Source organism: Actinomadura sp. WMMA1423 (genome assembly GCF_006547145.1).
Classification (GTDB): Bacteria; Actinomycetota; Actinomycetes; order Streptosporangiales; family Streptosporangiaceae; genus Spirillospora.
On the sequence record NZ_CP041244.1, the window covers coordinates 1,808,650 to 1,832,869 of the forward strand.

At 72.1% G+C, this 24,220-nt stretch carries 25 protein-coding genes; 10 read left to right on the forward strand and 15 right to left on the reverse strand.

Annotated elements, in window-relative coordinates:
- Positions 1-9 precede the first annotated feature (9 nt).
- On the forward strand, positions 10-618 hold the full coding sequence (locus FKD65_RS08360; protein ID WP_141576922.1) for a hypothetical protein: 609 nt from the start codon (positions 10-12) through the stop codon (positions 616-618).
- Here the strand turns inward: FKD65_RS08360 and FKD65_RS08365 are convergent.
- From FKD65_RS08365 to FKD65_RS08435, 14 genes are all read right to left on the reverse strand, one after another.
- Complete coding sequence (locus FKD65_RS08365; protein WP_141576923.1) at positions 615-815, reverse strand: hypothetical protein; 201 nt, start codon at positions 813-815, stop codon at positions 615-617. The genes FKD65_RS08360 and FKD65_RS08365 overlap by 4 nt on opposite strands.
- A gap of 176 nt (positions 816-991) precedes the next feature.
- Positions 992-2,362 carry a ribosome biogenesis GTPase Der gene (gene der, locus FKD65_RS08370; protein ID WP_240810302.1) on the reverse strand — a complete coding sequence of 457 codons (1,371 nt, stop codon included), beginning with the start codon at positions 2,360-2,362 and terminating at the stop codon, positions 992-994.
- 52 nt (positions 2,363-2,414) lie between these two features.
- A complete protein-coding gene (cmk, locus tag FKD65_RS08375) occupies positions 2,415-3,077 on the reverse strand; it encodes a (d)CMP kinase (RefSeq protein WP_141576925.1) in 663 nt (220 codons plus the stop codon).
- Between the two features lie 120 nt (positions 3,078-3,197).
- A complete protein-coding gene (locus tag FKD65_RS08380) occupies positions 3,198-4,289 on the reverse strand; it encodes a prephenate dehydrogenase (RefSeq protein WP_240810030.1) in 1,092 nt (363 codons plus the stop codon).
- A gap of 10 nt (positions 4,290-4,299) precedes the next feature.
- Positions 4,300-4,662, reverse strand: a complete 363-nt coding sequence (gene aroH, locus FKD65_RS08385) for a chorismate mutase (RefSeq protein WP_141576926.1) — start codon at positions 4,660-4,662, stop codon at positions 4,300-4,302.
- A 104-nt stretch (positions 4,663-4,766) separates the two neighbouring features.
- Positions 4,767-5,498, reverse strand: a complete 732-nt coding sequence (locus FKD65_RS08395; RefSeq protein WP_141576928.1) for a pseudouridine synthase — start codon at positions 5,496-5,498, stop codon at positions 4,767-4,769.
- A 94-nt stretch (positions 5,499-5,592) separates the two neighbouring features.
- Positions 5,593-6,168 carry an SMC-Scp complex subunit ScpB gene (scpB, locus tag FKD65_RS08400; protein WP_141576929.1) on the reverse strand — a complete coding sequence of 192 codons (576 nt, stop codon included), beginning with the start codon at positions 6,166-6,168 and terminating at the stop codon, positions 5,593-5,595.
- Complete coding sequence (locus FKD65_RS08405; RefSeq protein WP_240810303.1) at positions 6,161-7,063, reverse strand: ScpA family protein; 903 nt, start codon at positions 7,061-7,063, stop codon at positions 6,161-6,163. Before FKD65_RS08405 ends, scpB begins: the two co-directional genes overlap by 8 nt.
- A 121-nt stretch (positions 7,064-7,184) precedes the next feature.
- Entirely contained in the window at positions 7,185-7,811 is a 627-nt protein-coding gene (locus FKD65_RS08410) for a hypothetical protein (RefSeq protein ID WP_141576931.1), read from the reverse strand.
- Positions 7,812-7,849: 38 nt separating this feature from the next.
- Positions 7,850-8,716 (reverse strand): ParA family protein, encoded by an 867-nt coding sequence (locus FKD65_RS08415; protein WP_240810304.1) that lies wholly within the window; start codon positions 8,714-8,716, stop codon positions 7,850-7,852.
- 203 nt (positions 8,717-8,919) lie between these two features.
- On the reverse strand, positions 8,920-9,957 hold the full coding sequence (locus FKD65_RS08420) for a site-specific tyrosine recombinase XerD (protein WP_240810031.1): 1,038 nt from the start codon (positions 9,955-9,957) through the stop codon (positions 8,920-8,922).
- A gap of 36 nt (positions 9,958-9,993) precedes the next feature.
- On the reverse strand, positions 9,994-10,641 hold the full coding sequence (locus tag FKD65_RS08425) for an NUDIX hydrolase (protein WP_141576933.1): 648 nt from the start codon (positions 10,639-10,641) through the stop codon (positions 9,994-9,996).
- Positions 10,638-12,332 carry a CTP synthase gene (locus FKD65_RS08430; RefSeq protein WP_141576934.1) on the reverse strand — a complete coding sequence of 565 codons (1,695 nt, stop codon included), beginning with the start codon at positions 12,330-12,332 and terminating at the stop codon, positions 10,638-10,640. Before FKD65_RS08430 ends, FKD65_RS08425 begins: the two co-directional genes overlap by 4 nt.
- A gap of 845 nt (positions 12,333-13,177) precedes the next feature.
- The gene (locus FKD65_RS08435; protein ID WP_141576935.1) at positions 13,178-14,920 is read right to left on the reverse strand and encodes a hypothetical protein; all 1,743 of its coding nucleotides are present in this window, start codon (positions 14,918-14,920) and stop codon (positions 13,178-13,180) included.
- 373 nt (positions 14,921-15,293) lie between these two features.
- On the opposite strand from FKD65_RS08435, the gene pip reads away from it, so the two are divergent.
- From pip to ehuA, 9 genes are all read left to right on the forward strand, one after another.
- Positions 15,294-16,259: a prolyl aminopeptidase gene (gene pip / locus FKD65_RS08440; protein ID WP_141576936.1), complete on the forward strand. Its 966-nt coding sequence runs from the start codon at positions 15,294-15,296 to the stop codon at positions 16,257-16,259.
- Between the two features lie 622 nt (positions 16,260-16,881).
- Positions 16,882-17,430: a diaminobutyrate acetyltransferase gene (ectA, locus tag FKD65_RS08445; protein WP_141576937.1), complete on the forward strand. Its 549-nt coding sequence runs from the start codon at positions 16,882-16,884 to the stop codon at positions 17,428-17,430.
- Between the two features lie 53 nt (positions 17,431-17,483).
- Positions 17,484-18,746 carry a diaminobutyrate--2-oxoglutarate transaminase gene (gene ectB, locus FKD65_RS08450; protein WP_141576938.1) on the forward strand — a complete coding sequence of 421 codons (1,263 nt, stop codon included), beginning with the start codon at positions 17,484-17,486 and terminating at the stop codon, positions 18,744-18,746.
- A gap of 33 nt (positions 18,747-18,779) precedes the next feature.
- Positions 18,780-19,175 (forward strand): ectoine synthase, encoded by a 396-nt coding sequence (locus tag FKD65_RS08455; protein ID WP_089312209.1) that lies wholly within the window; start codon positions 18,780-18,782, stop codon positions 19,173-19,175.
- Positions 19,172-20,125 carry an ectoine hydroxylase gene (gene thpD, locus FKD65_RS08460; protein ID WP_141576939.1) on the forward strand — a complete coding sequence of 318 codons (954 nt, stop codon included), beginning with the start codon at positions 19,172-19,174 and terminating at the stop codon, positions 20,123-20,125. Before FKD65_RS08455 ends, thpD begins: the two co-directional genes overlap by 4 nt.
- A gap of 97 nt (positions 20,126-20,222) precedes the next feature.
- Complete coding sequence (gene ehuB / locus FKD65_RS08465; RefSeq protein WP_141576940.1) at positions 20,223-21,116, forward strand: ectoine/hydroxyectoine ABC transporter substrate-binding protein EhuB; 894 nt, start codon at positions 20,223-20,225, stop codon at positions 21,114-21,116.
- A gap of 3 nt (positions 21,117-21,119) precedes the next feature.
- Positions 21,120-21,836 carry an ectoine/hydroxyectoine ABC transporter permease subunit EhuC gene (gene ehuC / locus FKD65_RS08470; protein ID WP_141576941.1) on the forward strand — a complete coding sequence of 239 codons (717 nt, stop codon included), beginning with the start codon at positions 21,120-21,122 and terminating at the stop codon, positions 21,834-21,836.
- Positions 21,836-22,489: an ectoine/hydroxyectoine ABC transporter permease subunit EhuD gene (ehuD, locus tag FKD65_RS08475; RefSeq protein ID WP_205718605.1), complete on the forward strand. Its 654-nt coding sequence runs from the start codon at positions 21,836-21,838 to the stop codon at positions 22,487-22,489. Before ehuC ends, ehuD begins: the two co-directional genes overlap by 1 nt.
- A complete protein-coding gene (gene ehuA / locus FKD65_RS08480) occupies positions 22,476-23,417 on the forward strand; it encodes an ectoine/hydroxyectoine ABC transporter ATP-binding protein EhuA (protein WP_205718606.1) in 942 nt (313 codons plus the stop codon). The genes ehuD and ehuA overlap by 14 nt, the downstream gene beginning before the upstream one ends.
- A gap of 140 nt (positions 23,418-23,557) precedes the next feature.
- Here ehuA and FKD65_RS08485 read toward each other — a convergent pair whose 3' ends face one another.
- Entirely contained in the window at positions 23,558-24,211 is a 654-nt protein-coding gene (locus FKD65_RS08485) for an HD domain-containing protein (RefSeq protein ID WP_141576943.1), read from the reverse strand.
- Between the last annotated feature and the right edge of the window lie 9 nt (positions 24,212-24,220).

Below are 24,220 nucleotides of genomic sequence, written 5' to 3' on the forward strand. Positions count from 1 at the left end.
GAATCGATCATGGCTGGGACCATGCGAGTCCCGCGCACCCGGGGCGTCCTCAGCGGAATCCTGCTGATCCTGCTGGGGGTGTGGGGGGCGCTGCTGCCCCTCGTCGGCCCCTACTTCCACTTCGGATTCGCGCCGGACGACACCTGGGTCTACGACACCGACCGCCTCCAGCTCAGCATCGCCCCCGGAGCCGCCGCCGCGCTGGGCGGGCTCATCCTGCTGTTCAGCGCCAACCGCGCGGTCGGGATGTTCGGCGGCTGGCTGGCCGCGCTCGGCGGCGCCTGGTTCGCCGTCGGCCCGATCCTCGCCACGCTGTGGGACGTGCCGGGCGTCGGCGCGCCGCTCGGGACCACCGAGGGGCGGCACGTCGCCGAGCAGCTCGCCGGGTTCACCGGCCTCGGCGTCGTGATCGTGTTCCTCGCCGCGCTCGCGCTCGGCAGGTTCGCGGTGGTCGGCGTCCGCGAGCACCGGATGACGGGCGAGCCCGAACCGCCCGGGTCGAACACCACCCAGCCGCTCGTCTACGGGCGCTACGCGCGGGAGAACAAGCCCGGTCAGGGCCCGCCGCCGGCCGGAGACCAGCACGTCGCCGGCGACACGCGCTGGGACCAGCGCTAGCGGCCCCTCCGCATGTTGCGGACGGACTTGGTGGTCTCGTAGCTCCCGCGCTCGTCGTCCAGCCGCACGTCGTCGCGGTCGGTGAACATGGCGACGAAGGCCACGAGCAGGCCGACGCCGCCGATCCAGGGCTCGCGCCACGCGAAGCTGAGCGCCACGCAGACGACGGCGACGGAGATGAGCAGCAGCAGCTTCACGTCACACCCCTCGACCGCGTCCCGGCGCCCGGAGAGGCCCGGCCGCCCGGACGCGCCAACGCGTCCGTCGCGGGATCAGCGAGTAATGGAAGACTTACTCGCCCCGCAGGTGCATCCTGCCATGCGGACGGCCCGCCGGGAAAGATCCCCGGCGGGCCGCGGGCGCGGTATTTCCGCTACTTCTTGCTCTTGCCGCGCTTTTCGCGGATCTTCATGGTGATGTCGAGGGGCGTCCCGTCGAAGCCGAACTCCTCCCGCAGCCGCCGCTCGATGAACCGCCGGTAGCCCTCCTCGAGGAACCCCGACGTGAACAGAACGAACCGCGGCGGCCGCACGCCGGCCTGGGTCGCGAACAGGACCCGCGGCTGCTTGCCGCCCCGCACCGGGTGCGGATGCGAGTTCACGAGGTCGGCGAAGAACTGGTTCAGTTTGGACGTCGGCACGCGGGTGCCCCAGCCCTCCAGCGCCGTCTCGATGGCCGGGACCAGCTTGTCCATGTGCCGGCCGGTCCTGGCGGAGATGTTCGCCCGCGGGGCCCACCGCGCGTTGTGGAGCTGCCGGTCGATCTCGCGTTCGAGGTAGTGGCGGCGCTCCTCGTCGAGGAGGTCCCACTTGTTGTAGGCGATGACCAGGGAGCGGCCCGACTCGATCACCATCGAGATGATCCGCAGGTCCTGCTCGGCGAGCGGCTGGTCGGCGTCCACCAGCACGACCGCGACCTCGGCGCGCTCCAGCGCCGACCGGGTGCGCAGCGTGGCGTAGAAGTCGGCGCCCTGGTTCTCGCGGTGCCGGCGCCGGATCCCGGCGGTGTCGATGAACCGCCACGTCTTGCCGCCGAGCTCGATCAGCTCGTCGACCGGGTCGCGCGTGGTGCCCGCCACGGAGTCGACGACGGCGCGGTTCTCGCCCGCCAGCTTGTTCAGCAGGCTCGACTTGCCGACGTTCGGGCGGCCCAGCAGCGCCACCCGGCGCGGCCCGCCCGTCTCGCCGAACGTCTCCGCCGGGGGCTCCTCGGGCAGCGCCTCCAGCACCGCGTCGAGCAGGTCGCCGCTGCCGCGCCCGTGCAGGGCGCTGACCGGGTGCGGCTCGCCGATGCCGAGCGACCACAGCAGCGCCGCGTCGGACTCGGCGGCCACGCCGTCGACCTTGTTGGCGACCAGCACCACCGGCTTGCCGGAGCGGCGCAGGATCTCCACCACGGCCTCGTCGACGTCGGTGGCGCCGACGGTCGCGTCGACCACGAACATCACGACGTCGGCGAGGTCGACCGCCAGCCGGGCCTGCTCGGCGATCGCCGCGGCCAGGCCGGAGGAGTCCGGCAGCCAGCCGCCGGTGTCGACGACGGTGAACCGGCGCCCGCTCCACGTGGCGTCGTAGGCGACCCGGTCACGGGTCACGCCAGGGACGTCCTCGACGACGGCCTCGCGGCGGCCGAGGATCCGGTTGACCAGGGTGGACTTGCCGACGTTCGGCCGCCCCACCACGGCCACGACCGGTGCCGGGCCCGCGTCCTGGTCGGCCTCCAGGGGGGCGTCCACCGTTTCGATCTCGAAATCGCTCACTGTCACATTCCCCGGCGGGGACCGTCAGGCCGCCCGCTCACTCATGCTCTTTGGCGAGGCGGACGACCGCCTCGATGACCTCGTCCAGGCTCAGCTCGGACGAGTCGATCTCGTGCGCGCCCGCCGCCTTGGCCAGCGGCGACGCCTTGCGCGTCGAGTCGAGCCGGTCGCGCCGCTCCTGCTCGGCCTGGGTGACCGTCACCGACGCGCCCGGGTCCGCGGCCAGGTCCTTGGCGCGGCGCGCGGCGCGCACCTCGGCGCTCGCCGTCAGGAACACCTTGACCGGCGCGTCCGGCACGACGACCGTGCCGATGTCGCGCCCCTCCACCACGATCCCGCCGGCCCCGATGATCTCGCGCTGCAACTCCACGAGCCGGGCGCGCACCGCCGGGACGGAGCTGACGGCGCTGACCGCGTTGGTGACCTCGCGGGTGCGGATCGGGGCGGACACGTCCGTCCCGTCCACCGTGATCGTCGGCGCCGCCGGGTCGGTGCCGGACTCGATCACCGGGTCCTGCGCGCGGGCCGCGACGGCGGCGCCGTCCTCGACCGGCACGCCGTGCTCCAGCATCCACCACGTCATGGCGCGGTACATGGCGCCGGTGTCGAGGTAGCGCAGCCCGAGCGTCCGGGCGACGCCCTTGGACGCGCTGGACTTCCCCGACCCGGACGGACCGTCCATGGCGATGACGAGCGGCACGATCGCTCCCTCTCTGTTCGTCGTGAAGCGGGCGGCGCCCGTCGCCGCGCCGGTGCGCAGAAGTCCCCCGGAACAAGCCTTCGGCGCCCCAGGCTACCGGCCTCCCGGCACCACTGCGGCCTAGCCGGGCACGGCCCAGCCGCGGCCGCGCAGCTCCTGCGCCAGCCGCTCGGCCTCCTCCGGGACGACCGACAGCTCCAGCACGCCGAGCGGGCGGCCCGGCGAGTGCTCGATCGCCACGTCCTCGATGTTGACCCCCGCGATCCCCGCCGCCTGGAAGATCATCGCCAGCTCGCCCGGCCGGTCGGGGATGACCACCTGGACGGTCGCGTAGGCGGGCTGGTCGCCGCCGTGCTTGCCGGGGATCCGGGACCGGCCCGCGTTCCCGCGCAGCAGCAGGTCGGCGACGTGCGTGGCGGCCCCTTCGCTGCCGTCGCGCAGCAGCGACGCCGCCACCGCGAGGTCGGTGGCGACCGCCTCCAGCACCTCGGCGACGGGCTCGGAGTTGGCCGACAGGATCCCGATCCACAGCCGCGGGTCGCTCGCCGCGATCCGGGTGACGTCGCGGACGCCCTGCCCGGACAGGCCGAGCGCCACGTCGTCGGCGCCGGTCAGGCGGGCGGCGACCGCGGCCGAGACCACGTGCGGGGCGTGCGAGACGAGCGCGACGGCCCGGTCGTGCTCGGCGGCCTCCACCTGCACCGGCATCGCGCCGCAGGCCTTCGCCAGGCCGGTCACGACCGCCACGGTCTCCGGCGTCGCCTGCGGGGGCGCGCACAGCGCCCACGGGCGGCCGAGGAACAGGTCCGGCCGCGCCGCGCCCGGACCGGACCGCTCGCTCCCGGCCAGGGGGTGGCCCGCCACGAACGTCGTCAGGTCGCAGCCCAGCTCGGCCGCCTGCGCCAGCGGCAGCGCCTTCACGCTCGCCACGTCGGTGTAGGCGGTCGCCAGGCCGCGCTTCTGCGCGTCCAGCAGCGTGACCGCCACCGCCGCGGGCGGCACCGCGAGGACCGCCAGGTCGGCGGGCTCCGCGCGCGCCCCGTCCGGCAGCGCCTCGCCCGCGCCGAGCTCCACGGCCAGGGCGAGCGCGGCCGAGTCACGGTCGGTCAGCAGCACCTCCGCGCCGCGCTCCCGCATCGCCAGGGCGATCGACGTCCCGATCAGGCCCGTCCCGACGACGACGATCCGCCGCGCCACCACGTCCTCGTTCACGCCCGAAACCCTACTGTGCGATGTCGAGCCGCAGCGCCGTCGCGCCGCGCAGGTACACGTGCTGGACCGCCGAGCGGGGGCGGTCCGTCGCGATGTGGGCCATGAGCCGGACGACCCGCGGCAGCGCGCCCGGGACGCCGATCTCGGTGGCGCACAGCAGCGGCACCTCGTGGAACCCGAGCCCCCGGGCGGCGAGCGCGGGGAACTCCGCCGTCAGGTCCGGCGTCACCGTGAAGATCACGCTGATCACGTCGTCGGTGGTCAGCTCGTTGCGGGTCATCACCTCGGAGACGAGCTCGGTCGTCGCCTCCAGGATCTGCTCCCGGTCGTCGGCCTCGACCTGCGTCGCGCCGCGGACCGCGCGTACCGCCACGGTCGTACCCCCTCTGGTGTCCGAATGCCTCGTGGTGCTCGGGCTCGTGGTGCTCGGGCTCGTGGTGCTCGGGCTCGTGGTGGCCGGGCTGGTGCCGCCCGGCCCTACAGCCCGACGGCCTTGTACAGCTCGCCGATCTCCTGGACCGTGAGCGCCCGCATGCCGCCCGGCTTCAGCTGGCCCAGCCTGATCGGCCCGAACTCGACGCGGGCGAGCTGCTGGACGGGGAAGCCGACCTCCTTCAGCAGCCGCCGGACGATGTGCTTGCGCCCCTCGTGCAGGGTGATCTCGACCAGGACGCGCCGGCCGACCTGGTCGAACACGCGGAACTTGTCGGCCTTCGCCGGCCCGTCGTCCAGGACGACCCCGGCCTTGAGCCGCTTGCCGAGGTCGCGCGGGATCGGGCCGTGGATCTCCGCCAGGTAGGTCTTGAACACCCCGTAGGACGGGTGGGTCAGCCGGTGCGACAGCTCGCCGTCGTTGGTGAGCAGGATCAGGCCCTCGGTGTCGGTGTCCAGCCGCCCGACGTGGAACAGCCGCTCGGGCACCTCCACGTAGTCGGCGAGGGACTTGCGGCCCCGCTCGTCCGCCATCGTCGACACCACGCCGCGCGGCTTGTTGATCGCGTAGTAGCGCATCTCGGACCGGGTCTCGACCCGCTTGCCGTCCACGTGGATGACGGCGCGCTGCGGGTCGACGCGCTCACCGAACCGGAACACCTTCTTCCCGTTGACGGTGACGCGGCCCTCGCCGATCAGCTCCTCGCAGTGGCGGCGGCTGCCGATCCCGGCCTCGGCCAGGACCTTCTGCAGGCGCACGCCCTCGTTCTCGCTCACTGGTCCCCTCACCGGGCGTCTCGGGGGCCCGGAGCGGACGACGCCGCGCCCGCCCGCCTCGCTGCGTTCCACGCCCGGGGGCTCGTCACTTCGCTCACGCGTCCTCAACTATGTCGTCTGGCAGGTCATCGGGGAGGTAGGGGGCGAGCTCGGGAAGCTCGTCGAGGTCGCGCAGCCCCAGCCGCTCCAGGAAGTAGCCGGTGGTCCGGTAGAGGTGGGCCTGGGACTCGGGGTCCTGCCCGGCGTCCTCGATCAGGCCGCGCAGCGTCAGCGTCCGCATGACGCCGTCGCTGTTGACGCCCCGGATCGCCGACACCCGGGCCCGGCTCACCGGCTGCCGGTAGGCGACGACGGCGAGCGTCTCCAGCGCGGCCTGGGTCAGGCGCGCCTGCTGCCCGTCGGTGACGAACCGCTCCACCACCGGGGCGCAGACGTCCCGGGTGTAGAACCGCCAGCCGCCGGCGACCTCCCTGAGGTCGAACCCCCGGCCCTGCTCGGTGTATTCCGCGGCCAGCTCCCGCAGCGTCCCCGCGACCTCGCCGCGGGGGCGCTCCAGCAGCTGCGCGAGCATCATCTCGGTGACCGGCTCGTCCACCACGAGCAGGATCGCCTCGATCGAGGCGCGCAGCCCCGGAAGCTCCGGCGCGTCCGCGCCGGGCTGCTCACTCATCGTCTCCCCCGTCCTCGCGGCTCTTCCCGCCGGCTCCGGCGGGGTCCTCGGCGGCGGCGCCCTCGGCGTCCTTGCGCGGGGCGCCCTCGTAGTCGTCGCCGACCTCCACGTCACCGTCGTCGGTGCCGGTCCAGGTGATGTGGAGCTCGCCGAGGGGCTCGTGCTGCTCGAACGTCACCGCCTGCTCCCGGTACAGCTCCAGCAGCGCCAGGAACCGCGCGACCACCTCGTAGGTGCCCTCCGCGTCGGACGCCAGGACGCGGAACGTGGTCTGCCGCAGCCGGCGGAGCCGCTCCACGACGATCGCGGCCTGCTCCTTGACGCTCGCCTTCGGCTGGTACATGTGCTCGACCGAGACCGACGGCGGCGCCTTCGGCGCGAGCGCCTTCGCGGCCAGCCGGGCGAACTCCTCCGGGCCGAGGCCGAGCAGGACCTCCGGCAGCAGGTTCGCGAACCTCGGCTCCATCGGGACCAGGCGCGGGAACCGGCGGCTCGCGTCGGCGATGCGCGCGGCGACCACCCGCGCGACCTCCTTGTAGGCCCGGTACTGCAGCAGCCGCGCGAACAGCAGGTCGCGGGCCTCCAGCAGCGCCAGGTCCTCCTCGTCGTCGACCTCCCCGGAGGGCAGCAGCCGGGCGGCCTTGAGGTCGAGCAGGGTCGCGGCGACCAGCAGGAAGTGGCTGGCCTGGTCGAGGTCCCACTCCGAGCCGTGCGAGCGGATGTGGGCGATGAAGTCGTCGGTGACCTTGTGCAGCGACACCTCGGTGATGTCGAGCTTGTGCTTGGAGATCAGCCCGAGCAGCAGGTCGAAAGGTCCCTCGAAGTTGTCCAGGCGGACGCGGAACCCCTGCTCCTCCTCGGCCTCCTGCCCCGGCTCGGGCGACGTCGCGTCCACGTCGCTCACGGTAGCGGAGAGCTCGTCGTGCGCTGTGCTCACCGGCCCCATCGTCCCATGCCCCGCCGCCCGATCGCGCCAGCCGCGGTCACCGGCGGTGACGGGTCGCCCGGCGGCGCCGCTACCTCCCGGTCAGCCGGTGCACGAGGGCCTCGGTGTAGGCGCGCGTGAACCTCTCGGGCGGCCCGTTGATCGCCACATCGCCGCCCGTGATGGCCTGGGTCACCTGCGCGGGCTCGGACACGAGCGTCCCTCCGACGAGCATCGCCATGCGTCCGCCCGGCGCCTGGGCGGCGTAGGCGTCGGCGGCCTTGCGGGTCAGCGCGGCGAAGCCGGGCGCGTCCGCCGATGTCAGGGACAGCTCGACCGACCAGCCCGTCCGGCCGCGCGCGGGATCGGGCGGGGCGGCTCTGACCTCGTCCAGCCGGCGCACCGTCAGGGCGTCCGGGCCCAGGGTGTAGCACTCGGAGGCGCCGGGGACGGTGAGCGAACCGCCCGCGCACGGCGGGGCGGAGGCGCCGGCCAGCAGCCGGAACGTCAGCGGCACGCGCAGGTCGACCGGGCCGGGCGAGGCGGCGGCCGACGAGCCGTCGCCGTCGTCGCGCAGGACCAGATAGGCCCCGAGCCCGGCGGCCGCGAGGAGCACCGCGGCGGCCGCGGCGACCAGCACGAAGACCAGCGGGCCCGGCCGGCGGCCGGGCGGGGGCGGCACGGCGCCGGGCGGCGGGAAGGGCGGGGGGTGGCCCATGGTGCGCTCCGTCGGGGGTCAGCGGGCGCTGGACGGCCTCACTCGGTCTCGGCCCACCTGATCAGGACCTCCCGGGCCAGGCTGCGGTAGGCGTTCGCGCCCATCGAACTCGGGTCGAAGAACGTGATCGGCTCCCCCGCGACCGTCGCGTCGGGGAAGCGCACCGTGCGGTTGATCACGGTGTGGAACACCTTGTCGCCGAACGCCTCCACGATGCGCCCGAGGACCTCGCGGGTGTGCAGCGTCCGCGAGTCGTACATGGTGCCGAGGACCCCGTCGATGACCAGGCCCGGGTTGATCCGGCCCTGCACCTTCTCGATCGTCTCCATCAGCAGCGCGACGCCGCGCATCGCGAAGTACTCGCACTCCAGCGGGATCAGCACGCCCTCGCTGGCTGCCAGCGCGTTCACGGTGAGCAGGCCGAGCGACGGCTGGCAGTCGATCAGGATGTAGTCGTAGTGCTCGACGGCCGACTTCAGCGCGCCCTGCAGGATGTACTCGCGGCCGACCTCGTGCACGAGCTGGACCTCGGCGCCGGACAGGTCGATGTTGCTCGGCAGCAGGTCCATCCCGTCGACGCCGGTCTCGATGACGACGTCCTCCCACTCGGTGTCGCGTTCGAGCAGCAGGTTGTGGATCGTCACCTCGAGCTGGCGCGGGTCGCCCTTGCCGAGGCCGACCGACAGGGCGCCCTGCGGGTCGAAGTCGACGAGCAGGACGCGGCGGCCGTACTCGGCGAGCGCGGCGCCCAGGTTGATCGTCGTGGTGGTCTTGCCGACGCCGCCCTTCTGGTTGCAGACGGCCACGATCCGCGCGGGCCCGTGCTCGGCCAGCGGCTCCGGGTCCGGGAAGACCGGCACGGGTCGCTGGGTGGGCCCGAGGGCGCGGCTCGGGTCGGTCTCTATGGTGGCGGTGGAGAGGACTCCATCCGCACTGTTAGTGCTGGTCACCAGATCCCTCCCCGGCGGCCTGGAAATGCCATCCAGAACCGGGACTCTAGGGCCGTCCACCCCGTCGCTCAAGCCGACGCGCAACGAACGTCGCGATTTGTCGATGCACCGGATGCCCGATTCGTCCCTTGGTGCGTGTCCGATCAGCCCCGGAGCGGTCAGTTCCGCGCCCGCGGATGCGAGGTCGCGTAGACCTCCCGCAGCAGCTGGACGGTGACGAGCGTGTACACCTGCGTGGTGGTGACCGAGGCGTGCCCGAGAAGCTCCTGGACGACGCGGACGTCGGCGCCCCCGTCCAGCAGGTGGGTGGCGAACGAGTGCCGCAGCGTGTGCGGGGACACCTCCGACAGCTTCGCCCGCTCGGCCGCGGCGCGCAGGACCATCCACGCGCCCTGCCGCGACAGCCGCCCGCCCCGCGCGTTCAGGAACAGCGCCGGGCCGCCCCGCCCGGCCCCCGCCAGCTCCGGCCGGGCCCGAACGAGGTAGGCCTCCACGGCCTCGCGGGCGTAGTCGCCGATGGGCACGACCCGCGCCTTGCCGCCCTTGCCGGCGACGCGGGCGTACCCGTCCCGCAGGTCGAGGTCGTCGACGTCCAGGCCGACGGCCTCGGAGATGCGGGCGCCCGACCCGTACAGCAGCTCCAGCAGCGCCCGGTCGCGCAGGCCGCGCGCGGTGCCGGGGTCGCCGGACGGCCCGGCCGCCGCGGCGAGCAGCCGCTCGACCTCCTCCAGCGAGATCGCCTTCGGCAGCCGGCGCGGCGGCGTCGGCGGCTTGACGTCGTGCGCCGGGTCCCCCGCGGCGAGGCCCTCGCGCAGTGCGAACCGGTGCAGCCCGCGGACGGCCACCAGCGCCCGCGCCGCCGAGCCCGCCGACAGCGGCGGGTGGTCGTCGTCGCCCTCGCGCAGCCCCACCAGGAACGCGCGGACGTCGTCCTCGGTGATCTCCCCGATCGCCCCGCGCCCCCGCTCCGCCTGCGTCCGCGCGTACCGGCGCAGGTCGCGGCGGTAGGAGGTGAGCGTGTTGGCGGCGAGGCCGCGCTCGACGGCGAGGTGCCCGAGGTAGCCGCGCACGGCCGAGTCGAGCGGGGACCCCGCGCCCGGGTCGGGGGCCGGGCGCCGCGCGGTGCTCCGGGAGGACGGGCTCGGGGACAGGGCGGCACCTCTTCCGGCCGTGGACTCCGGGGACCCGCCCATCATGCCCCCTCCGGCGGCCGGAGGGGGACCGCATCCGGGTCAGTCCTCCGGCGCGTCCACCGGGCGCAGGTCCGCGTAGCCCGAGGCGCGGGCCGCGTGCACCGCGAGGACCCCCATGCACGCGATCATGTTGTGCAGCTCGCCGGCGAACACCTTGCGGACCGCCTCCTCCAGCGGCACCCACACGACCGGCATGTCGGCCTCCTCGTGGACGCGCTCGAAGTCGATCTGGTCGGCGGGCACCTCGGTGAGGCCGCGCGCCAGGAAGATCCGGATGCGCTCGTCGGCCATCCCGGGCGAGGGGTACACGTCGAGCAGGGTGTCCCAGCGGTCGGCGCGGTACCCCGCCTCCTCCAGCAGTTCGCGCTCGGCGAGCCTGTGCGGGGGCTCGCCGTCCACGTCCCGCAGCCCCGCGGGCGCCTCCCACAGCAGCCGCGCCACCGGGTGCCGGTACTGCCGCAGCAGCAGCACCCGGTCGCGGTCGTCGACGGCGATGATCCCGACCGAGCCGACGTGCTCGATCACGTCCCGGCCGACGGCCTCCACGGCGTCGCCGCGCGGCATCTCGACCCGGTCGGTGCGGACGTTGAAGACGCGTCCCCGGTAGACCGTGGAGGACTCCACGACCTTCCACCGGTCGGGCGCGTCGCGGACGTCGTCCGGCCCGAGCCCCTCACCGCCGCTCATGACGCGGCCGCTGTTCCCGCCGGGCCCTCGTCCGCGCGCGCCTCGGCGTAGTCGAGGGCCGCGGAGACCAGGCCCGTGAACAGCGGGTGCGGGCGGGTCGGGCGGGACCGGAACTCCGGGTGCGCCTGCGTCCCGACGAAGAACGGGTGCTGATCGCGGGGCAGCTCGACGTACTCGACCAGGCGCCCGTCGGGCGACAGGCCGGAGAACCGCAGCCCCGCCTGCTCCAGCCGGTCGCGGTAGGAGTTGTTGACCTCGTAGCGGTGCCGGTGCCGCTCGGACACCTTCGCCTCCCCGTACAGCTCCCGGACGACCGACCCTTCGGCCAGGTCCGCGGGGTAGAGGCCGAGCCGCATCGTGCCGCCCATGTCGCGCTCCCCGGCGACGACGTCGACCTGGTCGGCCATGGTGGCGACGACCGGGTGGGCGGTGGTGGCGTCGAACTCGGCGCTGCCCGCGTCGGCGAGCCCCCCGAGGCTGCGCGCGGCCTCGATGACCATGCACTGGAGCCCGAGGCAGATGCCGAGCAGCGGGACGCGGTTCTCGCGGGCGTGCCGGACGGCGCCGAGCTTGCCCTCGATGCCGCGGACGCCGAACCCGCCGGGGACGAGGACGCCGTCGACGCCGTCGAGCTCCCGCTTGGCGCCCTCGGGCGTCTCGCAGTCGTCGCTCTTCACCCAGCGGATGTGCACCTTGGCGTCGTTGCCGAACCCGCCGTGCCGCAGCGCCTCGGTGATCGACAGGTACGCGTCGGGCAGGTCGATGTACTTGCCGACCAGCGCGATCGTGACCTCGCGGGCGGGCTTGTGGACGCGGCGGAGCAGCTCGTCCCACGCGCCCCAGTCGACGTCGCGGAACGGCAGGTCCAGGCGGCGCACCACGTAGGCGTCCAGGCCCTCGGAGTGCAGCACCTTCGGGATGTCGTAGATGCTGGCGGCGTCCACCGCGGACACCACGGCCTCGCGGTCCACGTCGCACATCAGGCTGATCTTGTGCTTGAGCCCGTCGGTGATCGGCCGGTCCGACCGGCACACGATCGCGTCCGGCTGGATGCCGATCGAGCGCAGCGCGGCGACCGAGTGCTGCGTCGGCTTGGTCTTCAGCTCCCCGGACGGCCCGATGTAGGGCAGCAGCGACACGTGCAGGAAGAAGCAGTTCTCCCGGCCGATCTCGTGCCGGATCTGCCGGACCGACTCCAGGAACGGCAGCGACTCGATGTCGCCGACCGTCCCGCCCACCTCGGTGATGACGATGTCGACGTCGCCGTCGTCGGCCATCCCGCGGATCCGGTCCTTGATCTCGTTGGTGATGTGCGGGATCACCTGCACGGTGTCGCCCAGGTACTCCCCGCGCCGCTCCTTGGCGATCACGTTGGAGTACACCTGGCCGGTGGTGACGTTCGCGGACCCGTGCAGCTCGGTGTCGAGGAACCGCTCGTAGTGCCCGATGTCGAGGTCCGTCTCGGCGCCGTCGTCGGTGACGAAGACCTCGCCGTGCTGGAACGGGTTCATCGTGCCGGGGTCGACGTTGAGGTAGGGGTCGAGCTTCTGCATGGTGACCCGGAGCCCGCGGAGGGCCAGGAGCCGCCCGAGGCTGGACGCCGTCAGACCCTTGCCGAGGCTTGAGGCGACACCGCCGGTGACGAAGAGATGCTTGGTAGGACGTGACCTACCAGTGGTAGCCGAAGGCAAGAAGGCGCTCCCGTGGTCGTTGCGAGGCGGACGGTACCGCACTGTCCACGGGGTTCTAGCTTATTGCATTTCTGTACTGCCTGCGTTTCGCTCCTCCTTCGGGCCCTGAGGGCCCTCCATCGTCGAGAAACGCGGGCGATCGCTGGCATCGCTCCGGCTCGCCTTGCGGCTCGCTGCTGTGTCTATTGCAGTGCTCTCCTCCTTCGGGCCTGGCGGCCCTCCATCGTCGAGCACTGCGGGCGATCGCTGGCATCGCTCCGACTCGCCTAGCGGCTCGCTGCGCGATCAGAGGCTCGCTTCGCTTGCCTCTGCCTTCGGACGCGATCGCGGCCCCTGAGGTTGTTGCGGGGTTGCGGCGACGGCTGAGGGCGGCGTGCTGTGCCTACTGCAGTGCTCTCCTCCTTCGGGCCTGGCGGCCCTCCATCGTCGAGCACTGCGGGCGATCGCTGGCATCGCTCCGACTCGCCTGGCGGCTCGCTGCGCGATCAGGTTCTCGCAAGCTCGAACCTGCCTTCGGACGCGATCGCAACCATTGAGGTCGTTGCGTGGTTGCGGTGCTGGCTGATGTCGCTGCGCTGCCGTCACCTTCGGGGGACTTCGTTACTTGCCGGTTGCGGCAGGTGCGTCTCGCCGCATCCTTCGGAGGCGTTGGCGGAGGTTGTCTCGTCGTTGTGGCGTTGCCGTCGCGGTCTCCGCCAGCCCTGCCGGGCTGGCCTCCGGGCGCGATCCGTCGCCCTGAAGGTCGTTCTCGGTCGCGGCGGTGGCTTAAGACGTCCCCACCGGACGCGATCGTTGCCGTCGAGGCGGCGCTTGGCGGTTGTCGCGTCCGGTGGCTGGGCTGCGGCTTACAGGCGGGGGGTGGCGGCTGTGGGCATGATGGTGCGGAGTTGCCTGGTCAGCTCGTCGATCAGGGAGCGGGCCTGGTCGGCGGCCTGGCGGGCGGCGTCGCGTTCCTGGGACAGTTCGGCGATCTGCGCGCGCTGCTCGGTGACGGCCTGCGCCAGCTGGTCGACCCACTGGTCGCGCTCGGCGAGCTTCTCGGCTACGGCGTCGCGCTCGGCGGCCAGTTGCCGCATCGCGGCGACGGTCTGGTCGCGCTCGCGTCCGGCCTGGTCGGCGCGACCGCGGGCCAGGGTGAGCTCGGACTCGGCGCGCGCCTGTGCCTGGACGGCGGCCTCCCGGGCGCGTTCGGCCGACTCGCGCGCCTTGGCGCTGCCGTCGCGCTCACGCTCGGCCTTCTTGGCGGCCTCCAGGGACTGGGCGGCCGTGTCGAGGGCCTGCTGCCGCTCGCCTTCGGCGACGTCGGCGCGTCCGGCGGCCTCCTGGGCGCGGCGCTCGGCGTCCTGGACCCTGCGCTCGGCCTCCTGCGCGCGGCGCTCGTTCTCCTGGGCGCGGCGCTCGGCGACCTCGGCGCGGCGCCGGGACTCGTCGGCCTCCTTGCCCGCGGCGACGACGGCGTGCTGGAGGTTCTGCGCGGTCATCTCGGCGTCGGTGACCTTGGCACGCAGCGCCGACAGCTCGCCGTGCGCGGTCTCCAGCGCGCGGGACAGCTCCCCGGCCTGCTCGGCGACGCGGTCGCGCTCGGCCTCGGCGGAGCGGCGGCCGCCGACGGCGTCCTCGACGGCGCGCAGGGCGTCGTCGCGGGCCTCGCTCATGGCGTCGCGCTGCTGGATCGCCTGCCGGACGGTCGCCTCGGCCTCGGCGACACGGCGCTCGGCCTGCTCGACCTGCGCCTGCAACTGCTCCATCTGCGCGCGGGTCTGCTCGGCCTGCGCGCGGGCCTGGTCGGCCTGGACGCGCGCCTGCTCGGCCTGGCCGCGGGCCTGGTCGGCCTGGGCGCGGCCCTGCTGGGCCTGGTTCCAGGCGGCGGCCGCGTCGCGCTGGGCGTTCTCCTTCTCGGTCTGGAGCGCCGCGATCTGCGTGACGGCCTCGTTCTGGACCTCGGAGGCACGGCGCTCGGCGTCGGCGACCTGGCGCTCGGCCTCAACGGCGCGGCGTTCCGCCTGCTCGGCCTGCCCCCGGGCGCGCTGCACCTCGCCCCAGGCGGCGGCCGCGTCGCGCTGCGCCGACTCCTTCTCCGCCTGGACGGCCGCGACCTGCGAAGCGGTCTCGTTCTGGGCCTCGGAGAGGCGGCGCTCGGCCTCGACGGCGCGGCGGTCGGCCTGCTCGGCCTGGCCGCGGGCGCGCTGCACCTCGCCCCAGGCGGCGGCCGCATCGCGCTGCGCCGACTCCTTCTCCTGCTGGACGGCCGCCACCTGCGAGGCGGTCTCGGTCTGCGCCTCGTTGACCTTGCGCTCACCGGCGGCGAGCGCGTCGCCGATGAGGTCGGCCATCTGGCGGAGCCGCTCGACGATGTCCCAGGGCTGCGCCTCGGTCTGCTCGACGTCGGGGCGCACCATCTCCCCCGTCTGCCCGTGCCGGCCCTGCTGCGCGGGCTGGCCCGGCTGGCCGGGCTTGGACATCTGGATCGGCTGCTGGGGGGACGGCAGCGCATGCTGCGCGCCGCCCGGGTCGCGTCCCATGGCGGGCCAGGGGGCCGCCCCCTCGGGGACGCCCCGGGAACCGCCGGATCCGTTCAGCTCGCTCACCGGTCTCCTCGCCTCCCGGACGGGAGCGGACCGACCGGCGGCACGCCGTTCGCCCTGCTCGCAGCGTTACCGGCCCGACGGCCCGTCATTTCGCTCACGTGTCTCCTCGCCCGGCGGCGCGCGGCCGCGTTCGCGGGGGTCGTTGTGCACATCTCGTTCGCTCCGCTGCCGGCCCTGTGGCTCCTCGCTTCGCTCACTAGAGGCACTCTAGTCCCGACCAGCGGAACGTTTGCCCAGTTTGGGGTTTGCCCTGCCGACATCCGCCCGGTGTTCGCGCACGCCGAACGCCTGATCACCCCCCGTGGGACCCGTCCGCGGGGTGCGGTGGGTCACATCCGCCCGCCGTGCGGTCCGGGTGGGACAATCGCGCTCCATGGAGCTTCGCACGCTGTACCCGCCGATCGAGCCGCATGACTCCGGGCTGCTCGACGTCGGCGACGGAAACCGTATCTACTGGGAGGTCTGCGGAAACCCCGACGGCAAGCCCGCGGTGATGCTGCACGGCGGGCCGGGCGCGGGGTGCGGCCCGGCGCACCGCCGGCAGTTCGACCCGGAGGCCTACCGGATCGTCCTGTTCGACCAGCGCAACTGCGGCCGCAGCCTGCCGCACGCGAAGGACCCGGAGGTCTCGCTGGAGGCCAACACCACCTGGAACCTGGTCGCCGACATGGAGCGGCTCCGCGAGCACCTCGGCATCGAGCGCTGGCTGGTGTTCGGCGGCAGCTGGGGCAGCGCGCTGTCGCTGGCGTACGCGCAGACGCACCCCGACCGGGTGAGCGAGCTGGTGCTGCGCGGCATCTTCACCCTGCGGCCGTTCGAGCTGTACTGGTTCTACCAGGAGGGGGCGTCGCTGCTGTTCCCCGACCTGTGGGAGAAGTACGTCGAGCCGATCCCCGAGGACGAGCGCGAGGACCTCATCTCGGCGTTCCGCGAGCGGCTCGACTCGCCGGACCCGCAGGTGCGGATCGCGGCCGCGAAGGCGTGGGCGACGTGGGAGGGCTCCACGATCACGCTGCGGCCGGACCCGGAGCTGGCCGGCGGTTTCGGCGAGCCCGAGTACGCGGTGGCGTTCGCCCGCATCGAGAACCACTACTTCACCAACGGGGGGTTCTTCGAGGAGGACCAGCTGATCCGGGACGTGGACAAGATCCGCCACATCCCGGCCGTGATCGTGCAGGGGCGCTACGACGTGTGCACGCCGGTGGCGACGGCGTGGGACCTGCACCGCGCATGGCCCGAGGCCGACTTCCACATCGTCGACGACGCGGGGCACGCCTACAGCGAGCCGGGGATCCTGCACCATCTGATCGAGGCGACCGACCGCTTCGCCGAGAGGTGATCACTCGTTGTGACCGCGTGATAGCGTGGCGCTATCGGCCGGTGCGAGGCCGGATCTGAACCGGTCACACCGTTACGGCGATTCCGGACGTCCGCAAGTAAACCGGGGCCCGGTCTTCCCGCCGGGCCCCGGCCGCCCTCGAAGCGGACCGAAACCCACATTCGCTGTCCTAATGGTCAGGCAGGTCTTACCCTACGGGTAGAGCACCTGGCGCTTGAAGGTAAGCCCACAGGGCCTCGGGGAGTGCCTTGGCCCACACCCGCCACACTTCGCCCGCGCGCGGCTCGACCTCCGGCGATGCGAAGTGACGCCCGCCGCACCGGCCCCGTTGACACCCGATCAATGTGACTTACCTCACATAACCGATATAAAACGGCGCTCCCGGCGCCGCGCCGAAACGTTAAGGTTGCATTCAGGAAGCATGCTCGCAACATCTCCGGCGCATCCGGCAGTACCGCCTGCGTATCACGGGGAAACGCGGATCGCGGCCCGCATCAAGACCGCGGAAATTGCACCCGAATTGGGAAAGCATTTAATCATACCCAGTAGTAGGCGAGGCTAAACATCTCGCCGATAACAATCCTCTGCGATCATCGCGCGAGATTCGCTAAGTTGCCTGGACATGGCAGCGCAACCCCTGGAATCACCGACCCGACGCCCCGAGAAGAACGAGACGAACGCGGAAGTGCTACTCCAGGAGCCGAGCCTCGCCGATGGACCCGCGCTTTGGCGGCTCGCCCGGGACTCAAAGGTCCTGGACGTCAACTCGCCGTACAGCTACGCGCTCTGGTGCCGCGATTTCGCGGACACCTCGGTCGTCGCGCGCGACGACGCGGGCCCCTGCGGCTTCATCACCGGCTACGTCCGCCCGTCCCGTCCGGACACGTTCTTCGTGTGGCAGGTCGCGGTCGACCGCGACCACCGAGGCATGGGCCTCGCCCGCCGCATGCTCGACCACCTGGCCGACCGGCTCGCCCCGAGGGGGCACCGGTTCATGGAGGCCACGGTCACACCGGACAACGCCGCCTCCACCGCGATGTTCGAATCCTTCGCCAGGGCCCGCGGGTGCGAGCTCGCCCGCAGCCCGCTGTTCGCCGCGGAGCACTTCCCCGAGGGGGGACACGAGCCCGAGGTGCTCTTCAGGATCGGCCCGGTCACCGCCGCGAACTGACCCCCTCACCACGCCCCCCACCCGCTCCTCTCCGACACTGCCTGGAGGCAGACATGGACGTCTTCGACCGCCTGGAATCGGAAGTCCGCGGCTACTGCAGAAGCTGGCCCACGGTGTTCACCACGGCACAGGGCAGCCACATGATCGACGAGAACGGCAAGGCCTACCTCGATTTCTTCGCCGGGGCCGGGACGCTCAACTACGGGCACAACAACCCGCAGCTGAAACAGCGGCTGCTGGATTACCTCGCCGGCGACTCCGTGGTCCACGGCCTCGACATGTACACCTCGGCCAAGCGGGAGTTCCTGGAACGCTTCAACGAGTACGTCCTGAAGCCCCGCGGCCTCGACTACAAGGTCCAGTTCCCCGGTCCCGCGGGCAACAACTCGGTCGAGGCCGCGCTGAAACTGGCGCGCAAGTACACCGGCCGCGAGACCGTCGTCAGCTTCACCAACGCCTTTCACGGGATGACGCTGGGCGCGCTCGCTGTGACCGGCAATTCGATGAAGCGCACCGGCGCGGGCGTGCCGCTCGGGCACGGCGTCGCGATGCCCTACGACAACTACCTCGACGGCCGGACGCCCGACTTCCTGCTGTTCGAGACGATGCTGGACGACAGCGGCAGCGGCCTCGACAAGCCCGCCGCCGTCATCGTGGAGACCGTGCAGGGCGAGGGCGGCATCAACGTGGCCACCGCCGAGTGGCTGCGCGGCCTGCAGGACCTGTGCCGCCGGCACGACATCCTCCTCATCGTCGACGACGTGCAGATGGGGTGCGGCCGCACCGGGCCGTTCTTCAGCTTCGAGGAGGCGGGGATCACCCCGGACATCGTCTGCCTGTCCAAGTCCCTCAGCGGCTACGGGCTGCCCTTCGCCATCACGCTGATGAAGCGCGAGCTGGACGTGTGGGACCCGGGAGAGCACAACGGCACCTTCCGCGGCTTCAACCCCGCGTTCGTCACCGCCGTCGGCGCGCTGGAGGACTACTGGACCGGCGACGACTTCGAGAAGCAGACCCTCGCCAAGGGCCAGCAGGTCCAGGCGGCGCTGAACGAGATCGCCATCGCGCACGCCGGCGACGTCGACTCCGTCCGCGGCCGCGGCCTGGCGTGGGGCCTGGTGATGAAGGACCCGGAGACCGCGCCGAAGGTGTGCGGCGAGGCGTTCGCCCGCGGGCTGCTCATGGAGACCTCCGGTCCCGAGGGCGAGGTCGTCAAGCTGCTGCCGCCGCTGACCACCACGGAGTCCGAGCTGGCCACCGGCCTGGAGATCATCGCCGACTCGGTGGAGGCCGTCCGCCAGAAGGTCACCGCCTGAGCCGGCCGGCACCGACAGAGCAAAGGAGTCTCAATGATCGTTCGTTCCCTCGGGGAGATCATCGGCACGGAGCGCGACGTGCAGGCGCCGACCTGGTGCAGCCGCCGCTTCGTGCTGGCCAAAGAGGGCGTCGGGTTCTCGCTGCACGAGACGATCCTGTACGCGGGGACCGAGACGAAGATGTGGTACGCCAACCACATCGAGGCCGTGTACTGCGTCGAGGGCCAGGGCGAGCTGACCAACGACGAGACGGGCGAGAAGCACAAGATCGAGCCGGGCGTGATGTACCTGCTCGACGGCCACGAGCACCACACGCTGCGCGCACACACCGACGTGCGGACCGTCTGCGTGTTCAACCCGCCCTGCACCGGCCGGGAGGTCCATGACGAGAACGGCGTGTACCCGCTGCTGACCGAGGAGGACGCATGAGCATCATCGAGTCCCATCCGACCATCGACGACGCCTACCCCACCCGGAAGGCCGCCGAGGCCGCGCTGCTGTACCGCCAGGACCCGGTCGTCTACGGCGCGCCGGAGGACGGCCCCATCGACGGCGCCACCCTGGAGTCCTTCGAAGCGAACGGTTTCCTGTCGGTCGACCAGCTGATCGCGCCGGAGGAGGTGGAGGACTACCGCGCCGAGCTGCGCCGCCTGTCGGCCGACCCGCAGATCCTGGCCGACGAGCGCACGGTCACCGAGCGCGGCTCGGACGAGGTCCGCTCCATCTTCGAGGTGCACAAGATCAGCGACGTGTTCGCCGAGCTCGTCCGCGACCCCCGGGTCGTCGACCGGGCCAGGCAGATCCTCGGCTCCGAGGTTTACGTGCACCAGAGTCGGGTCAACTACAAGCCAGGTTTCACAGGCAAGGACTTCTACTGGCACTCGGACTTCGAGACCTGGCACGCGGAGGACGGCATGCCCCGGATGCGCGCGGTGAGCATCTCCATCGCGCTCACCGAGAATTTCGTGCACAATGGCGGGCTAATGATCATGCCTGGCTCGCACAAGACCTTCGTGGCCTGCGTCGGGGAGACCCCGGACGACCACTACAAGGAGTCCCTGCGCGGGCAGGAGATCGGTACGCCCGACCCCAACAGCCTGTCGATCCTGGCCGACAAGCACGGGATCGAGCTGTTCACGGGCCCGGCGGGCTCTGCGACCATGTTCGACTGCAACTGCATGCACGGCTCGAACGGGAACATCACCCCGTTCCCGCGCTCCAACGTGTTCATCGTGTTCAACAGCGTGGAGAACACGTGCGTCGAGCCGTTCTCGGCGCCCGCGCCGCGGCCCTCCTTCATCGGCGCCCGCGACTTCACTCCCGTCGGGGCCGAGAGCGCCCCGGGAGGCACGCCGGCGGAGGGCACCACCGGCGTCTGAGCCTAACAATTCGATAACCCGACCCCCGCTCCCGCGCCCGTAAAGGGGCCTTTCGGCCTCCTTGCGGGCGCGGAGCACACCTACCAGGAGTTCAACGATGACTTCCTCGAGACGAGACTTCCTCCGCACCGCCGTGCTGCTGTCCGCCGCGGCGCCCCTCGCGGCGGCGGGCTGCTCCACGACGGATCCGGAGCAGGAGAAGGCCGGCGGCGGCACGCTGCAGAAGGCCAAGGACTCCGGCGTGATCACGGTCGGGTTCGCGAACGAGGCCCCCTACGGCTACACCGACAAGTCCGGGAAGCTGACCGGCGAGGCCCCCGAGCTCGCCCGCGCCATCTTCAAGAACCTCGGCATCGACGAGATCAAGGGCGTCCAGGTCGACTTCGGCGGCCTCATCGGCGGGCTCAACGCCAAGCGGTTCGACGCGATCGCCGCCGGCATGTTCATCACGCCGGAGCGGTGCGCCTCGGCCGCGTTCGCCAACCCCGAGTACGTCGCCAAGAGCGCCTTCATGGTGAAGGAGGGCAACCCCAAGGGCCTCAAGGCCGCCGAGGACCCCGGCAAGAAGGGCGTCAAGGTCGGCGTGCTCACCGGCGCGGTCGAGGCCGGGTACGCCGAGAAGACGGGCGTCAAGAAGGGCGACATCAAGACCTTCGCCGACCAGGCGAGCGCCTACGAGGGCCTGAAGGCCGGGCGCATCGACTGCATCTGGCTGACCCGCATCTCCCTGGCCGACCTGCTGACCAAGCACAAGGGCGAGGGCTTCGAGGTCACCGACGCGTTCACCCCCGTCATCGACGGCAAGGAGCAGCTCGGCGCGGGCGCGTTCGCGTTCCGCAAGGCCGACTCGGACCTGCTGAACGCCTGGAACGGCGAGCTCGCCAAGCTCCAGCAGGGCAACAAGCTGCTGCCGGTCCTGCAGCCGTTCGGCTTCACCCAGGCGGAGATGCCCGGCCCGGACGACACCGCCGCCAAGTTCTGCCAGGGCTGACCCGTGTCCGAGGTCCTCGACAGCTATCCACAGTGGCTGGACGGGGCGTGGGTCACCATCAGGCTCACCCTCCTCGGCGGCGCGCTGGCGCTGGTGCTCGCCCTGGTCTTCGGGATGGCGGGCACGTCGCGCCACGCGGGGGTGCGCGGCCTCAACCGCGTGTACGTGGAGTTCTTCCGCGGCAACGCCACCCTGGTGCTGCTGTACTGGTTCTTCTACGCCCTCCCCCTGATCGGCCTCCGGTTCACCACGCTGTTCGCGGCGGTGATGGCGCTCGGCCTGAACGTCGGCGCCTACGGCGCCGAGGTGGTGCGCGGTTCGATCAACGCCGTCCCCAAGGCCCAGTACGAGGCGACGGTCGCGCTGAACTTCACGCCGTTCCAGCGGATGCGGCGCGTGCTGCTGCCGCAGGCGTTCGCGCTGATGCTGCCCCCGTTCGGCAACCTGATCATCGAGCTGATGAAGGGCACGGCCATCGTGTCCCTGGTCGGCCTGGTCGACCTGACCCGCGTCTCCAAGAACATCCAGGGCAGCACCGGCCAGACCGTCGCCGCGTTCACGGTCGTGCTCGTCCTGTACTTCGTGATCGCACAGGTCCTGCAGCTGTTCGTCCGCTACGCCGAGCGGCGCGTGGACCGGATGCTGGGCCGCAGGCTGCCGGCTGAGCCGTCCCTCGGGACCATCTCCGCCGGCGCGCCCGGGGCGGGGGTGAGCGCCTGATGAGCTGGGACTGGCACTACTCCGGCGAGATCCTGCCCGACCTGCTGGACGGGCTGCGCTACACGCTGGTCGCGACGCTGCTCGGCTACGTGATCGCCCTGGTCCTCGGCCTGGTGTGGACGCTGCTGCGCCGCTCGCCGAGCCGGGTCTTCAACCAGGTGATCCGGTGGATCACCGAGTTCATCCGGTCCACGCCGCTGATCCCGCAGCTGTACTTCGTGTTCTTCGTGCTGCCCGCGTGGGGCATCACCATCGGGTCCCTCACCGCGGGCACCATCACGCTCGGGATCCACTACTCGACCTACACGGCCGAGGTGTACCGGGCCGGGATCGCCGACGTCCCCAAGGGGCAGTGGGAGGCGTGCACCGCGCTGAACCTGCCGCGCTCGCGGGTGTGGCTGGACGTGGTCCTGCCGCAGGCGATCCGGCGGGTGATCCCGACGCTCGGCAACTACCTGATCGCGATGTTCAAGGACTCGCCGATGCTGCTGGCGATCAACGTCGCGGAGCTGCTGTTCTCGGCCTACCAGGTCGGGTCCAGGACCCTGCAGTTCCTGGAGCCGATCACCATGGTCGGTCTGTTGTTCGTCGTGGTCAGCGTCATATCCTCGATACTCGTCCGCCGCTTGGAGAGGCGTTATGCCACCAACTAACACCGACGAAATCGACTCCGGGGGCGTGGCGGACCGCCCGTCCTCGGACGCCGCCGCGCAGGCCCCCTCCGCCCAGGAGGCGGACGCCGGCGCGGGCGTCTCCACGCGCGAGGGCGCCGTCGCGGAGGCCGAGCCGTCCGCCGCGCTGCCGCGCGGCGAGGCGCCGGGCATCCGCTTCGAGAAGGTGGTCAAGCGGTTCGGCTCCAACGTCGTGCTCCGCGAGCTGGACTTCACCGTCGCGCCCGGCGAGCGGGTGACGCTCATCGGGCCGAGCGGGTCCGGCAAGACCACGATCCTGCGGCTGCTGATGACCCTGGAGACCCTCGACGAGGGCCTGATCTGGATCGGCGACGAGACGCTGTGGCACATGGACCGCGGCGGCAAGCGCGTCCCGGCGAACCAGAAGCACCTGCACGAGATGCGCAAGCAGGTCGGCATGGTGTTCCAGCAGTTCAACCTGTTCCCGAACATGAACGTGCTGCGCAACCTCACCGAGGGGCCGGTGCGCGTGCTCGGGGTGTCCAAGGACGAGGCGGTCGAGCGCGCCCGCGGCCTGCTGGACATGGTCGGCCTTTCGGACAAGGAGAGCGCGCACCCCACCCAGCTGTCGGGCGGCCAGCAGCAGCGGGTGGCGATCGCGCGGGCGCTCGCCATGCAGCCGAGGGTGCTGCTGCTGGACGAGGTCACCTCGGCGCTCGACCCCGAGCTGGTCGTCGGCGTCCAGGACCTGCTGCGCGACATCGCCCGGCAGAGCGACCTGACCATGCTCTGCGTCACCCACGAGATGGCCTTCGCCAAGGACATCTCCGACCGGGTCCTGATGTTCGACCAGGGCCAGATCGTCGAGGAGGGACCCCCGGACCAGATCTTCGGCGAGCCGTCCGAGCAGCGCACCCGCGACTTCCTGCAGGCCGTCCTCGCCTCCTGACCGGACCGGGGACCCGCGTCCCCGCGCGTCGCCCGCGTCCCCGTCGCCCCGGGGACGCGGGCGACTCTCGTTCCGGCGGGTGCCCCGGCCCCGTGCCAGGCGACGCCGTGTCAGGCGACCCCGCGTCAGACGACCCCGTGTCAGGCGACGCCGGGCCAGGCCGCCGCCATGAGGTCGCCCCAGGCGGGGACCGCGGGGCCGATGCCGTGCTGGCGGGCGATCTCGGCGGGCAGCGTGCCGAAGGGCGCCTTGGCCGGGTTCCTTGCGATCTGTTCGAGGACGGGCAGGGCGAGGCCGCAGTCCCGCTCCAGTCGCGGGAAGGCGGCGTGGACCCGGTCGGCGAGGCCTTCGGGGAGGGCCCCGGCGCCCTGGCCGGTGATGTCGACGCTGGTCCCGGCGTGGGTGAGGGCGATCTCGGGCCGCATCCGGTGGGCGATGCCGGTGCTGCTGTGCAGCGCGATCGCCTCCCAAACGAGACGCGTTCGCGCGTCGTCCAGGCCGCGCCCGCTCACGAACTCGGCGGCGGCGTCCGCGCCGTCCACCTCGAAGCGCTGGCCGCCGTCGCCCCGCTCGGTCAGGCCCAGGTCGTGCAGGACGCTCGCCAGGAACAGCACCTCGTCGTCGTAGCCGTCGGCAGGGCGGAGGCCGCGGCCCTCCCCCAGCGCACGGCCGAACAGGTAGGTGCGGACGCTGTGGTTGGCGAGCGCCACCGTCTCCGCGGCGAACACCAGGTCGTACGCCTCTCGGGCAAGGTCGGTGTCAGGGAGGGAGAACTCGGCGAAGGCATCGGTCATCGGGACTCC